Source organism: Pelotomaculum terephthalicicum JT, assembly GCF_022410535.1.
Taxonomy (GTDB): Bacteria; Bacillota; Desulfotomaculia; order Desulfotomaculales; family Pelotomaculaceae; genus Pelotomaculum_D; species Pelotomaculum_D terephthalicicum.
This window is the reverse complement of sequence record NZ_JAKNBL010000013.1, coordinates 1-14,489: the sequence shown is the minus strand read 5'-3', so window position 1 is coordinate 14,489 and position 14,489 is coordinate 1. Positions and strand designations below refer to the sequence as shown.

Annotated in this window: 15 protein-coding genes and 1 rRNA gene; all 16 read left to right on the top strand. The window is 50.0% G+C overall.

The features are described from left to right. The first annotated feature begins 10 nt into the window (after positions 1–10). Positions 11–880 carry a pantoate--beta-alanine ligase gene (gene panC / locus L9W92_RS09515; protein ID WP_240083523.1) on the top strand — a complete coding sequence of 290 codons (870 nt, stop codon included), beginning with the start codon at positions 11–13 and terminating at the stop codon, positions 878–880. Then, positions 861–1,244, top strand: coding sequence for an aspartate 1-decarboxylase (gene panD, locus L9W92_RS09510; RefSeq protein ID WP_240083522.1), 384 nt, complete (start codon positions 861–863; stop codon positions 1,242–1,244). The genes panC and panD overlap by 20 nt, the downstream gene beginning before the upstream one ends. Positions 1,245–1,389: 145 nt before the next feature. Further along, the gene (nadA, locus tag L9W92_RS09505) at positions 1,390–2,292 is read left to right on the top strand and encodes a quinolinate synthase NadA (protein WP_240083521.1); all 903 of its coding nucleotides are present in this window, start codon (positions 1,390–1,392) and stop codon (positions 2,290–2,292) included. 28 nt (positions 2,293–2,320) lie between these two features. Beyond that, entirely contained in the window at positions 2,321–3,901 is a 1,581-nt protein-coding gene (gene nadB / locus L9W92_RS09500; protein ID WP_240083520.1) for an L-aspartate oxidase, read from the top strand. Between the two features lie 52 nt (positions 3,902–3,953). Beyond that, a complete protein-coding gene (locus L9W92_RS09495; protein ID WP_240083519.1) occupies positions 3,954–5,021 on the top strand; it encodes a hypothetical protein in 1,068 nt (355 codons plus the stop codon). 22 nt (positions 5,022–5,043) lie between these two features. Further along, positions 5,044–5,898, top strand: coding sequence for a carboxylating nicotinate-nucleotide diphosphorylase (gene nadC, locus L9W92_RS09490; protein WP_240083591.1), 855 nt, complete (start codon positions 5,044–5,046; stop codon positions 5,896–5,898). 84 nt (positions 5,899–5,982) lie between these two features. After that, positions 5,983–6,963: a biotin--[acetyl-CoA-carboxylase] ligase gene (locus L9W92_RS09485; RefSeq protein ID WP_240083518.1), complete on the top strand. Its 981-nt coding sequence runs from the start codon at positions 5,983–5,985 to the stop codon at positions 6,961–6,963. Between the two features lie 258 nt (positions 6,964–7,221). Next, positions 7,222–7,800, top strand: coding sequence for a biotin transporter BioY (locus L9W92_RS09480; RefSeq protein WP_240083517.1), 579 nt, complete (start codon positions 7,222–7,224; stop codon positions 7,798–7,800). A gap of 126 nt (positions 7,801–7,926) precedes the next feature. After that, positions 7,927–8,208 (top strand): late competence development ComFB family protein, encoded by a 282-nt coding sequence (locus tag L9W92_RS09475; RefSeq protein WP_240083590.1) that lies wholly within the window; start codon positions 7,927–7,929, stop codon positions 8,206–8,208. Positions 8,209–8,311: 103 nt separating this feature from the next. Beyond that, a complete protein-coding gene (locus L9W92_RS09470; protein ID WP_240083516.1) occupies positions 8,312–9,082 on the top strand; it encodes a type III pantothenate kinase in 771 nt (256 codons plus the stop codon). Further along, positions 9,079–10,053, top strand: coding sequence for a tRNA dihydrouridine synthase DusB (dusB, locus tag L9W92_RS09465; RefSeq protein WP_240083515.1), 975 nt, complete (start codon positions 9,079–9,081; stop codon positions 10,051–10,053). Before L9W92_RS09470 ends, dusB begins: the two co-directional genes overlap by 4 nt. A 133-nt stretch (positions 10,054–10,186) precedes the next feature. After that, positions 10,187–10,720: a helix-turn-helix transcriptional regulator gene (locus L9W92_RS09460; protein WP_312038084.1), complete on the top strand. Its 534-nt coding sequence runs from the start codon at positions 10,187–10,189 to the stop codon at positions 10,718–10,720. A gap of 12 nt (positions 10,721–10,732) precedes the next feature. Beyond that, complete coding sequence (locus tag L9W92_RS09455) at positions 10,733–11,812, top strand: saccharopine dehydrogenase NADP-binding domain-containing protein (RefSeq protein ID WP_240083513.1); 1,080 nt, start codon at positions 10,733–10,735, stop codon at positions 11,810–11,812. 234 nt (positions 11,813–12,046) lie between these two features. After that, a complete protein-coding gene (gene greA / locus L9W92_RS09450) occupies positions 12,047–12,523 on the top strand; it encodes a transcription elongation factor GreA (protein ID WP_240083512.1) in 477 nt (158 codons plus the stop codon). Between the two features lie 25 nt (positions 12,524–12,548). After that, positions 12,549–14,069 carry a lysine--tRNA ligase gene (gene lysS / locus L9W92_RS09445; protein ID WP_240083511.1) on the top strand — a complete coding sequence of 507 codons (1,521 nt, stop codon included), beginning with the start codon at positions 12,549–12,551 and terminating at the stop codon, positions 14,067–14,069. 328 nt (positions 14,070–14,397) lie between these two features. Next, positions 14,398–14,489 (top strand): 16S ribosomal RNA (locus tag L9W92_RS09440); the annotation flags it as partial.

Genomic DNA, 14,489 nt, shown 5'->3' with positions numbered 1-14,489 from the left:
GAGGTTGGACATGTTTATTTGCCACACCGTAGCTGAAATACGCAAGTATGTCCGCGAAGCCAAAAATCGGGGCCAGACCGTCGGCTTTGTGCCTACCATGGGCTATCTGCACCAGGGGCATCTGGAACTGATGCGCCAGGCCAAAAAAAGCTGTGATATCGTAGTGATCAGCATTTTTGTCAACCCGACTCAATTCGGTCCGCAAGAGGATTTTGCCAGGTATCCCAGAGACCTGGAGCGGGATGTCGAGATGGCCGGGGAAGTGGGCGTGGATGCCGTATTCAACCCTCCTGTCGAGGAGATCTACCCGGCGGGCTATTGCACTTATGTTGAAGTAGAGCGGATTACGGAAAGGCTATGCGGGCTATCCCGGCCGGGACACTTTCGCGGAGTGGCTACGGTGGTGGCCAAACTGTTCAACATCGTTTGCCCCGACCAGGCTTTTTTCGGGCAAAAAGACGCCCAACAGGTTCTGGTCATCAAGAGAATGGCTGCCGACCTGAATATGGATCTGGAGGTAGTGACGGTGCCGACTGTACGCGAAGCAGACGGCCTAGCCATGAGTTCGCGCAATGTATATTTGGACGCGGCGCAGCGGCAGGCCGCCCTGGTCCTGTTCAGGAGCTTGCAAGCCGCGGCGGAAGCGGTGGCGGCAGGCCGGCGGGACGTGTCAACTATTCGCCAACTGGTTGTCGGCACGATCAGAGCGGAGCCGCTGGCGGAGATTGACTATGTGGAAATTTACAGTCACCCGGACCTGGAGCCTGTTGCCACATTAAACGGACCCGCTCTCTTGGCGCTGGCTGTGAAAATTGGGCGGACGCGGCTGATTGACAACATTATTTTGGGGGTACGGGATCATGTTTCTAACATTGTTTAAGTCAAAGATTCACCGGGCCACTGTTACCGATGCCAACCTGAACTATATGGGCAGTATTACTATCGACGAAGACCTGATGGAAGCGGCCGACATCCTGGTTAATGAAAAAGTGCAGATTGTTAATAATAATAATGGCGCCCGGTTTGAAACATATGTGATCAAGGGTTCCCGCGGGTCGGGCGTGATCTGTCTGAACGGCGCGGCGGCACGGCTGGTGCAGCCTGGCGATACTGTCATCATTATTTCATATGTCATCTTAGACCGTGCCGAGGCGCAAGTTTTTCAGCCTGTTATCGTCAATGTTGATGAAAAAAATAAAGTTGTCGGGATAAGACACGGAGAGGCCCCTGGTGAAATCGGCTGATATAATTCTTATTTAACCTCCTGACTGGGGATGTTGATAAATAGGCGTTGTTAAAACAGAGGTGGTTTGGCAACGTTTTTTTGTAATTTTATTATTACTGTATTTTTACTGGAGAGGATTGAATTTTGTGTCAGGGAGTGAATTTATGCAAGATTTGTCCGAAGAGATTATCAGGTTGAAAAAAGAGCGCAACGCGGTTATTTTAAGCCATCTCTACCAGCGCCCGGAAGTCCAGGATATAGCTGATTTTGTCGGTGATTCCCTGGGGCTTGCCCAACAAGCGGCCGGAACGGATGCCGATGTGATTATTTTTTGCGGAGTGCATTTTATGGCAGAAAGCGCGTCCATTCTATCACCGGAAAAGATTGTGGTCCTGCCGGACGAACATGCCGGCTGCCCGATGGCGGACATGGTCGACGAAGTGGCGCTGGCGCGGAAAAAACAGGAGATGCCGGACGCTGTCGTGGTCTGTTACGTGAATACTTCCGCAGAAGTGAAAGCGGAATGCGATATTGCCTGTACTTCCGCCAATGCTGAGAGAGTGATTAATTCCCTGCCGGAGGACAAGCCGATCCTGTTCGTTCCGGATAAGAACCTGGGGCGTTATGTGGCCTCAAAAACCGGGCGTGCAATGACTGTCTGGGAGGGCTGCTGCAACACTCATGACCGGCTTGCCGCCGATGACCTTCTGGCGGCCAGGGCGTCGCACCCCGCCGCCCTGATTATGGTTCACCCCGAGTGCCGCCCGGAAGCGGTTGCCCTGGCCGACGTGGTTGCCAGCACTACCGGCATGATTAATTTTGCCCGGGCAAGCAGCGCACATGAATTTATTGTCGGCACTGAAATGGGTATCCTGCACCCGCTGCGTAAACATTGCCCGGACAAGCAGTTTTACCTGGCCTCAGACAAGTTGGTTTGCCCGAATATGAAGAAAACTACTTTAGAAAAGGTCCGCCAGGCGCTAATCAGTCTCGCACCCAGGGTGGATGTTCCCCGGGAGATAAGGGAGAGGGCTGTCCGTTGCCTGGACAAGATGCTGGCGGTCTGACGCGCCGCTTAATTGAGGGGGTTTCCTTTTGCCGGATAAGTATATGGTGAATTTCGACTCCAGGGAACTGCTCCAGGAGGAAGATGAATATATTATCCTGGGTAGCGGAATTGCCGGGTTGTATACTGCTTTGGCTGCTTACGGAGCGGGGGGCTCGGTTACCGTGCTGACCAAGTACAACATGATGGACACCAGCACGGACAAAGCCCAGGGTGGCATTGCCGCCGCTCTCGGTGACAGTGACTCACCGTCTTTACACAGAGAGGATACCATTGTGGCGGGTGCCGGCCTGTGCGATGACGAGGCAGTGTCGGCACTGGTCAACGAGGGGCCGAAGCGGGTCAAAGAATTGATCGAGATGGGCGCTATTTTTGATTATGACAGTCACGGGCTGGCCCTGACGAGAGAGGGTGCCCACAGTCAGAGGCGCATCCTGCACGCCAGTGGTGACGCCACAGGCGCTGAAATCCAAAGGGTGCTGACTGAGCGCATCAGGGAAAAGAATATACGTGTGCGGGAAAACCACTTCGTGGTGGACCTGCTGGTCTGGGATAACACCTGTTATGGCGTGTTGGCTTTTGACCGGGATAACAATAGTTTGAAAATCTATCGCGGTAAAGTGGTAGTCCTGGCCACCGGTGGGCTGGGCCGTTTGTTTGAGTTCAACACCAATCCGGAAATCGCTACCGGCGACGGTATAGCGATAGCCTTCCGGGCCGGGGCTGAAGTAATGGACATGGAGTTTATCCAGTTTCACCCCACTGTGCTGAACCTGCCGGGCGCGCCGCCATTTTTAATTTCTGAAGCGGTGCGCGGCGAGGGCGCCTACCTGCGCAACAGCGATTGTGTGCGTTTTATGCCCCGCTACCATGACCTGCTGGAACTGGCGCCGCGGGATATCGTCGTGCGGGCGATTTTGAAGGAAATGGTCGCGACCGGCGCTAATAAAGTATACCTCGATTTGACCCATCTTGATCCTGAAGTGATTAAAAAACGCTTTCCTAATATTACTAAAACCTGTGCGGCATACGGTTTGGATATATATGTCGACAAGATTCCAGTGGCTCCCGCCGCCCATTACATGATGGGCGGGGTGAAAACCAATCTTGTGGGAGAAACCAGCATCAAGGGTCTTTACGCCTGCGGCGAAGTCGCCTGTCAGGGAGTACACGGAGCCAATCGCCTGGCAAGCAATTCTTTGCTGGACGGGCTGGTGTTCGGCGGCCGAATTGTAGATGAAACCAGGCAGTTCTTAAAAACCTACCACCCGCGCCGTCCGGAGTTTGCCTGCGACTGGCTGCTGGAGCCGTTGAAAATAGATTTCGGGGAGTTGCGCAAAAAGCTGGAAGTCCTGATGGGCAGCAAGGTTGGTCCGGTGAGGAGCGGTCAGGGGTTAAAGGAGTCGCTGAACTTTTTTGATTCCTGGGGGTACCTGGGGCGACACAGTGCTGAAAATGCCGAACAAATGGAAGTGAAGAACATGCTGCAGGTTGGCGAACTGGTGGCTGAAGCGGCCCTGGCGCGGCGCGAAAGCCGCGGCGGCCACTACCGGGTGGATTATCCCGACAGCTCCCGGCGCTGGCAGAAACATATTATCTTCAGACGGTAAACGCGGCGGGAAAAGGACGGGCTATTATGTCGTGTTGGGAGTGGGGCAGTAGTTGAAAAACAGATTTATTAAGGTTTTAGCGCCTTATGTATGTTTGTTCGCGGCGGCAACGTTTATATTATCAGGCTGTTCATTATGGACTGCCGGGGTTGATCAAGCAGGCGGCCCTCTGGTGATAAAAGTGGAAGATTTTAGCGTTTTTCTTTTTGAATCTTCTGAGGAAATTTACCGGGCGAACGTAAAAGATCAGGCAATGTGGGCGGGGCTAAAGGAGAAAGCCATCAGTGACGCGGAATACGCCGTGCATTATAACTGGCTCTATAATTCTTACGGCGGTTGGGACGAACACCGCCGCGCCCAGTTAAAAACCATACTGGCTAATTATGACGCGCAGTATATGATTGAATGTTTGATTCAGGACGGCAAACAAGGGGCGAGCTTTGACGAAATCGTCAAGTTTATCCGTGAGGAACGGTGTTTTAGAAATCAAAGAGATTTGCTGCTGGACTTTTATTCCTGGTACGGCGCTAATTACGCCCTGCCGCATTATGAGCAGATTAAGCCGCTTCTGCAGCGGAAGGTCGATAAAACAATGTCCATAGTCGATAAAAGCTTCGATATTGTCGGCTTTATAGAAAAGGAAACCGGTATTCAGCAAAAGAAAAAACAGCGCAACGTTGAACTGCAGTTAAATATGAGAATTATCGGCATGTCGGTTTTTTCACGGAATAAGGACACGATAACAACAGTCCAGTGGAACAAGACTCCGGAAAAGATCTGGACTGCGGTCTTTAATGAATTCAGCGCGCCAATTTACGAAACTTTTACTGACGGCTGGTCGTTCAAGTACCTGGCCCGGAAGCTGAAAAAAGATGAAAAGCTTGCGGCCAGGTATGAGGAAGATATTCCCTATACCTGGGAAGGGTGGGTAAAAGAAAATTTAACCGAAGGCTTTGCCAGATATCTGATTGTCCGCAAAGGGATAACCAAGGATTTGGGAGAAGGGTCTTATGTTTTTGACAGGGAATATGCCCAGGCGCTTGTTAGTAGTTTTAATCCCCAGAAAACCTCTTTGAAGGAGTTTACTGTAAATTATTTGAAGAAAACTTATGATATCTGAGCTGACGGAACGGGGGACGGCCATGGATTTTAACGTGTTGGCATTGCGCAAACTGATTAGGGATTGCTTAAATGAAGATATCGGCGCCGGAGATTTGACCACAAATAGTATTGTTCCCGCGGGCGCGGTTTCAAACGGCTATATTGTTGCTAAAGAAAAAGGCATGTTGGCGGGGATGCCGGTGGCGGAGGAGATTTTTCGTTGTCTTGACCCGGCGCTGCTGTTTCAAGCGCGGGCTGTTGACGGTGAATTTGTCGAGCGTGGCCGGGTGCTGGCCGAGGTCGGCGGCAACGCGCGGGCAATCCTGACCGGTGAGCGGCTGGCGCTGAATTTTCTCCAGCGTCTTTCAGGGATTGCCACAAAAACAGCCCAACTGGTAGAATTAGTAGCCGGTCAAAAGGCGCATGTCATAGATACCAGAAAAACCACACCGGGGTTGAGAATGCTGGAAAAGTACGCCGTCAGGGTGGGTGGTGGATATAATCATCGCTTCGGCTTGTATGACGCCGTACTGATTAAGGACAATCATATAAAAGCAGCGGGTGGTATCGCCAAGGCTGTGCAGGCGGCCAGGCGGGCCAGCCCTCACACCGCGAAAATTGAAGTTGAAGTGGAGAGCATGGCGCAGGTGGGGGAGGCGCTGGAAGTAAAGGCTGATATTATTATGCTGGACAACATGGCTGTGGAGATGATGCGCGAGGCCGTGGCGCTTGTGGCGGGCCGGGCGCTGGTGGAGGCCTCCGGTAATGTCACCGGCGAAAATATCCGGGCAATCGCGGCGGCGGGCGTAGACCTGATCTCGGTCGGAGCGTTGACTCATTCGGTTGAATCACTTGATATCAGCCTGGACTTGGCAGAAATAAAAGCTGATTATTAAAAAAGTGCTCTGACGTCAACGTTAACTTATAATGATAATAAATGTTGACGTTTTAGTGGCAAACGATTAGAATAACTTTCGGGAGTGGTTATTTTGAAAAGAGCTGTTCTCCGGCTTTTAAAAGAGTTCCAGCCCGAATTCGTATCCGGTGAAGACATATGCAAAAAACTTGACGTAACCCGGACCGCGGTCTGGAAGCACATCCAGACCTTGCGGGAGGATGGGTATGGAATCGACGCGCGTCCGCGCGCGGGCTATTCACTGGTCCGTGTTCCGGACAGACTTTATGCCGAGGAGATTCTGGACGGTCTGAACAGTAAATTTTTCGGTCAGCAGGTTTATTATTACGATAGCGTTTCTTCCACGAACGACATGGCTAAGGAATTAGTCCGTCAAGGCGCGCGTGACGGCTCGATTGTGGTTGCCGAGGAGCAGACCGGCGGCAAGGGCCGGCTGGGCAGGAAATGGCATTCGCCGAAGTACAAAAATGTCTGTTTTTCCGTGATTCTATATCCGTCCGTCAATCCTTCCGAGGCGTCGCAAATGACTATGGTGACGGCGGTAGCCCTGGCCCTGGCGGTTAGAAAAAAAACAGGCGTGCCTGTGGGCATCAAGTGGCCGAACGATCTGTTCGTGGGCGGCAGGAAGATTTGCGGCATCCTCACTGAAATGAGCGCCGAATTGGACAGAATTGATTATCTGGTGGTGGGCGCCGGTCTGAACGTCAACCAGGAACTTATTGAATTGCCTGAAGAAGTGCGCGATATCGCCACCTCCCTGAAGGTGGAAACTGGCGCGGAGCTAGCCAGGGTCGATTTGCTGCAGGCTATGCTGGAGGAGTATGAACAATGGTACCAGCTTTGGCTTGAGCAGGGCTTTCCGGTAGTCCTGGCGAAATGGAAGGAGTTATCCGTTTCTTTGCATTGTCCGGTACGAGTCCATACCTTGAATAAATCCTGGGAGGGTTGGGCCGAAGATGTCGATTATGACGGAGCGCTGTTGCTGCGGCTCCCGGACGGCGGATTGCAGCGGCTGATAGTAGGAGACGTTTCTTTGCGGGTGTAAAAATTTTGCTTTAAATGTCAACTTTGTTGCAAGCAATGGTTTACGCATTAATTGCCCAAGCAGTATAATGCTCAGGAGTCAGGAGTCAGATATTCATGCCGCCAGAGGTGGCACCAGCAGCAGATGAAAATTTTATTTTCAGGAAGTAAGGACTAAGGAGTTTGGAGCTAAGGAATAAGAATAAAAGAATGGTTAAGAGTTGTTTAATGTTTTATATATTATTCTGACTCCTGACTACTTTTATTAAGGGGGGTTTTTATGTCCAGGTTTTCAGCGCGTGACATCACTATGACCGCGGTTTTCGCCGCCATGGCGGTAGTCGCCGCCATGTTGGTCCGCTATGCCGGTTCTATTGTGCCTTTTAGCCTTCTGCCGTTTGTGGTAATGCTTGCGGGCGGTTTGTTGGGCCCCCGCCTGGGGGCGCTAAGCATAGTTGTTTACATTTTAATTGGTTTGGTGGGGGTGCCGGTGTTTGCTACCGCTCCTTTCGGAGGACCTTCTTACGTGATTCAACCAACCTTCGGGTTTTTAATTGGATTTATCGGGAGCGCGTATGTGATCGGCTTATTGCTTAAAGACAGGGAAAATAGCAGTATCACCCGCTATTTCTTTGCCATGCTCGCCGGTGTGGCGGTTTACGATCTGATAGGGTTGTCTTACCTTTATGCTATCTTGACATTTTATATGGGGCAAAACATTTCTTTAGCGAAGTTGTTGACTATTGGTTTTACTCCTTTTATTCTCCTGGACTTGATTAAGGCAGTTGCCGCCTCGGTACTGTCCAGGGCGGTCTACCGGCGGCTGGACGCGTATGGTGTTAATAAAGGTCAGGTCTGAGGCGAACCGCGTTGTATGTCCAAAGGTTTGTATAGACTAATTAGCTGTTTTTTTTCTTAGTAAAAGGAATAATTAAGATCATGAAGAATTAATTTACCAGACTGAGAAGAGGGGATTGATTTGCAGATGCTCCGTCTGATAAATGTAATGGAAATACTTGTAAAGGAGACGATTGAAGACATCCTGAAGAATTGCCAGGAATTATGCAAGTGTGAACGCTGTAAGCTTGACATGGCGGCGATTGCACTGAACAAACTGTCTCCTTCCTATGTGGTTACCGCGGAGGGTGAAGTTTTGCTGAGGGTAGGTTCCTTAAAACAACAGAACAAGGTAGATATTATCAGGGTTGTAACTGAGGCGATTGATATTGTAGGCAAAAAACCGCACCATTCAAGAGAAGACAGCTAGGATTTGAATATTCTTCTTGACGGGTTGCACCTGGGCAAACTCTTTGGTAAAATGGAAGGTGATATTTTTTATAGTGCCATTTCACATGAAAGCGGGGACGGGAATGATCCTAGTCTTTGATGTCGGCAATACGAATATTGTGCTTGGAGTATACAGCGGCAGCGAATTGGTGGCAGACTGGCGAATATCCACAAGACGTGACCGTACGGCTGACGAATATGGGATCATGCTTAAAGAGTTGTTTACTATCTCGCAGATTGAGATGAGTGCAATTAAAGCCACGGTTATTTCCACAGTGGTTCCGCCACTGACGTTCACCTTGGAAAGAACCTGTCAGAAGTATTTTCGTCTTACTCCACTGATCGTAGGCCCCGGCATCAAAACGGGCCTTCCGGTTAATTACGAGAATCCCAGGGAGGTAGGCGCCGACCGTATCGTCAATGCTGTCGCCGGTATTGAATTATACGGCTGTCCGCTGATCATAATTGATTTCGGAACAGCTACAACCTATTGCGCTATTAACTCCAGGGGCGAATACCTGGGCGGGGCGATCGCGCCCGGTATCGGCATTTCCACGGAAGCTCTTTTTGCGCGGGCAGCCAAGCTGCCCAGGGTTGAACTTGTCAAACCGCCTTCTGTTATCGGAAAAAACACTGTCACAAGTATGCAGTCCGGTATTTTTTACGGGTATGTCGGGCAAGTTGATGAGATTATCAGGCGGATGAAAAAAGAACTGGGTGAAAATGCTAAGGCTATTGCCACAGGCGGGCTGGCCAGACTGATTGCCCAGGAAAGCACGGGAATTGACCGGGTGGACCCTTTCCTGACCCTGACCGGGCTGCGTTTGATATACGAGAGGAATTCACCGAGATGAAAATCGGACAAATTAAACTGGCCAATCCGGTGATATCCGCTCCGATGGCGGGCATTACCGACAAGGCCTACCGGATATTGGCCAAAGAGGCTGGATGCGGCCTGGTTTGCACTGAAATGGTGAGCGACCAGGCCCTTTTATATGGTAATCCGAAGACCTGCGGCATGCTGAACTTGGCTGGTGAAAGCAGCCCGTTAAGCGTGCAGATTTTTGGTTCCAACCCGGCGTATATGGCTATGGCGGCGGAAATCGCGGAGAGCCGCGGTGCTGATCTTATTGACATCAATATGGGATGTCCTACGCCAAAAATTGTGAAAAACGGAGAAGGGGCCGCCCTGATGAAGAATCCGGGGTTAGCCGTTAAAATTGTCAGGGCGGTGGTTGAGCGGGTCAGGGTTCCGGTAACGGTTAAAATGCGTAAAGGTTGGGATGAAAAATCAATAAACGCTGTCGAAATGGCGAAACTGTTAACCGGTGAGGGTGTCGCCGCATTAACCGTACATGGCCGCACCCGCTCACAATTTTATACGGGGGAAGCGGATTGGGAAATCATCGCGGCGGTAAAAAAGGCTGTAAACGTGCCGGTGATTGGCAACGGCGACATCAGGTGTCCGGAAGATGCTTTACTGATGATGGAGCAGACCGGCTGTGACGGGGTTATGATTGGCCGGGCCGCCCTGGGCAACCCCTGGATGTTTTCAAGGACGGCGCATTTTCTGAAAACCGGCGTGGTTTTACCTGAACCCGCGCCCGCAGAGCGGGTGATGGCGGCCCTGCGGCACTTGAACTTGCTTATCGAGAACAAGGGGGAAAAGGTGGCCGTGCGGGAGATGCGCAAGCATGCCGCCTGGTACACCAAGGGGGTGCGCGGCGCGGCGAAGTTGAGGGACAGAATCAATAAAGCCGGCAGTAAAGAGGAACTGGAAAAGATTTTAAAAATAATCCTATGTGGTACTTGCGAAGAAAGGTAAGCTTTGTTAATATTTTTATGTACACAAATGTGTGCACATGAGCAGGAGCCAGGAGTCAGACAGGAGTCAGAATTTTATAGTCTTGAAATATTCTGAATGCTGACTTCTGGTTTCTGAATACCTGTAATTGAAGGTGTGTATCTTGGAATTAATCCGTCTTGGGGAAAAGATCATAAGCAAAAGAAAAATTAATCAAGTTCTTAACAATATGTTAAGTTTGAGGAGGAAGGGTCTTTCACAGACTGAAGTAGCTTCCAGGCTGGGTGTTGACCGGACTCTGGTCTGCCGTTTGGAAAATCTGGGTGAAATCAGGAAAGGCCGCCGGCTGGCTGTCTTCGGCTTCCCTGTTCTGAATAAAGTAGAGATTCAGGAAGTCCTGGAGCGGGAAGGCGTGGACTTTATTTTCCTGATGTCCGAAGAAGAGCGTTGGGAATTTGTGAAACAAAAAAGTGGTGTCGATTTATTTGATGCCATCATGGACTTGATTGCGAAAGCCCACTCTTTTGATCAGGTGCTTGTGCTCGGTTCAAATCAACGGATCAAAATTTTTGAGGCGGTATTGGACAAAGATGTGGTGGGGTTTGAGATTGGTGAGTCGCCAATTCAAGAAGATAAGTATGTCGACCCGGACGAATTAGTGGATTTGGTCAGGGCTATCAAAGAATAGGAGGTAAAAAGTTTGCATAGGTTCGCCTTCATGCTGCACCCCATGTCTGCCGGGGATGTGGCCATGAAATTCAAGTTTGCTAAATTTATACCGGATAGCATAATAGAGCGGGCGTTTGCTCTGTTGCCCCCGATAAAGGCGTCTCAAATCACCGGGATTCGTTCCCGGTACGGAGAGGCGGAAGGGTGGTTTATCGCCTGTCCGCTGACAGCCAGCTTAATCATGAGCATGCCGCAGGCATATGTTATGAACAAAATCATTCAAGGCGGACGCATGGCTGAGAAGCTTGGCGCCAAGATACTTGGCCTTGGCGCCTTTACGAAAATTGTGGGCGATGCCGGTGTTACGGTCGCCAGGAGTTTAAAAATACCTGTTACCACGGGGAATAGTTACACAGTGGCCACGGCTGTCGAATCGGTCAGGGAGGCTGCCAAGGCAATGGGGCATGACCTGAAGAAGGCGGCGGTGGTGATTCTCGGCGCCACCGGTTCCATCGGCCGGGTTTGCGCCTTGATCCTGGCCAGGGAAGTACGCAGTATGACCTTGGTGGCCAGGGAAGAGCGCAAATTGGAAGAACTGGCCGCGAAAGTGCTTTATGACACCGGATTGGCTGTCAAGGTTACATCCGACAATAAGAAAGCGCTTCGCACCGGCGATATCGTGATCACGGTGACCAGCGCCCTGGACACGGTCATTGAACCGGAGGATTTACGGCCAGGCGCGGTTGTCTGTGATGTGGCCCGGCCGCGTGATGTATCACGGCGGGTTGCTGAAGTGCGCGACGATGTCCTGGTTATTGAGGGAGGGGTTGTGGAAGTGCCCGGCGAGGTTGAATTCAACCTGAACTTCGGTTTTCCGCCGGGGACGGCTTACGCCTGTATGGCCGAGACAATGGTATTGGCCCTGGAAAAACGCTACGAAAGCTTTACTCTCGGCCGGGATTTGTGCGTAGAAAAGGTTGAAGAAATTGCCGCGCTGGCTAAAAAACACGGTTTTAAACTGGCCGGTTTCCGCAGCTTCGGCAGGGCGATACCCCCGCAGGAAATCGAAATGATCAAGAGCCGCGCCAGGAGCGGTGCAACGGCGAAATAATCACTTGCAATTACATCAAGAGTCAAGATAGCCTTGACAAATTAGAGGCATCTTCTTATAATGTCACTAAAGTCCTGGCTGTAATAAATAAATCACAGTTTCATGGAGCACTGCGGAGAAATCGCTTTTTGCAGTGCTTAAGTGTAGTATGGGGGCTTTTTCTACCTGTATGAATTGAAGGCATGGCACATATATTGTTTTGAAAGGATTCCAGAGATAAGGAGACAGTGCTTAATGAAAGAAAAAGAAGTAATCTTGACAGTTGACGGTCTTAAAAACTTGGAAGAGGAGCTTGAACAGCTTAAGTCGGTGAAGCGGCGGGAGGTGGCTGAGAGAATCAGGCAGGCCATTGCTTTTGGCGACATTAGCGAGAATTCTGAGTATGAAGACGCGAAAAACGAGCAGGCTTTTATAGAGGGCCGCATTTTAACTTTAGAAAAGATGCTTCGCAATGCTAAAATAATAGATGATGAGAACTTGGGCACTGAAGTTGTTTCCATTGGTTCGGTGGTTTTGTTAAAGGATCTGGAGATTGACGACGAGTTTAAGTACACTATAGTAGGCTCCGCCGAAGCCGACCCCGCGGCAAATAAAATTTCGAATGAATCGCCGGTGGGCAAGGCAATTCTTGGCATGGCCAAGGGCAGTGTGGTGGAGGTTCAAGTGCCGGTGGGAGTGTTGAAGTACCAGATTGTGGATATCTTGAGGTAAGTAAGTACCGGAGGTAATTGTATTTATGTCTGAACAGGGAAAAAAAACCGTTGCAAATGGGAAGGAACAAATTTCGCCTGAAGAGGAACTTAATGATTTAATGCTTGTGCGCAGGGAAAAACTCACCGAACTGCGGGACAAAGGTATTGAGCCGTACGGCGGGCGTTATGAGCGCACTTACATGGCCGGCGATATTTTAGCTAATTTTGAGAAATTGGAAAATGAGCATGTTGTAGTGGCGGGCAGAATTATGTCCAAGCGGGGGATGGGCAAAGCGTCGTTCGCTCATATCCAGGATGCCACCGGCCAAATTCAAATTTACGCCCGGTTAAATGATATCGGCCAGCCGGCATATGAATTGTTCGGCAAATTGGACATAGGCGACATTATTGGTGTGACCGGTAAGGTCTTTAAAACTCGCATGGGTGAGATTACTGTGGCGACGGAAGACTTAAAACTGCTGTCGAAATCATTGCGCCCCCTGCCTGAAAAATGGCATGGATTGAAGGATGTAGAACTCCGTTACCGGCAGCGCTATGTAGACCTCATCGTTAATCCGGAAGTAAAGGTAGTTTTCGAAGCCAGAAGTAAAATTGTCCGCGCCGTGCGCAGTTATCTGGATAACCGCGGTTTCCTGGAAGTGGAAACGCCGATGATGCATGCCATTGCCGGCGGCGCCGCAGCCAGGCCGTTTATCACATACCATAACACCCTGGATATGAAGCTGTTTTTAAGAATCGCCCCGGAGCTTTATTTGAAAAGGCTGATTGTGGGCGGTTTTGAAAAAGTGTATGAGATTAACCGGAATTTCCGTAATGAAGGAATTTCCACAAAACATAACCCCGAGTTTACCATGCTGGAATTATACCAGGCTTACGCTGATTATGACGATATGATGAATTTGACCGAGGAACTGGTTGCTAATGTTGCCTTTGAAGTGTTCGGAACTACGAAGATAGAATACCAGGGCACCCAAATTGATTTGTCCCCAAAATGGACAAGACTGCCCATGCTTGACGCGGTCAAACTGCACTCCGGGATTGACTTTGGCGTGATAAAAACCGCTGAGGAAGCTAAAAACGCTGTGAAGCAGGCGAAAATCGGACTGGAAATCGATCCCGCCGAATCATGGGGCTCCATTTTAAATAAAGTTTTTGAAGAAGTGGTGGAACCCAGGCTGATTCAGCCCACCTTCATAATGGACTACCCGGTGGAAATATCGCCGCTGGCCAAGCGCAAAGCTGAAAATCCTGAATTAACCTACCGGTTTGAATTATTTATCTACGGCCGTGAGATGGCCAACGCGTTTTCGGAGCTAAACGATCCCATTGATCAGAAAGGGCGTTTCCTGAAACAAGTTGAAAAAAGAAGCGCCGGGGATGAAGAGGCGCATATGATGGATGAAGATTATATCACCGCCCTGGAGTACGGTATGCCGCCGGCCGGCGGGTTGGGCATCGGAATCGACCGGCTGGTAATGCTGTTGACGAACTCGCCCTCGATCCGGGATGTCATATTATTCCCGTTGATGAGGCCGCGTGATTGATAAATTATAAGTATAATGATGGGTAAGAGATGTTGACATGGTTATCGCTTTATGATAATATAATCACCCGGGACATTTTATGGTTATGCTCCGGGATAAAAGTTTTCTTGACAGGATAAAAGTTTCTTGACAAGAGAAATTGAAAGTGGTAAAGTAGCAAATGTGCTGCGAAAATCTTCGCGACAATATGCGACAAACAGGTCTTTGAAAACTAAACAGTGGATGGATGGAAATCAAGAAACACATGAACTCTCGTCGAAGCGAAAGCAAGAAGCGAGCAGTACATTCCGAGGAAAAAAAGCGAGCTAGCAAATCAAATTTTCTATATTAAATGGAGAGTTTGATCCTGGCTCAGGACGAACGCTGGCGGCGTGCTTAACACATGCAAGTCGAACGGAGGTTACGAGGAAGCTTGCGAAT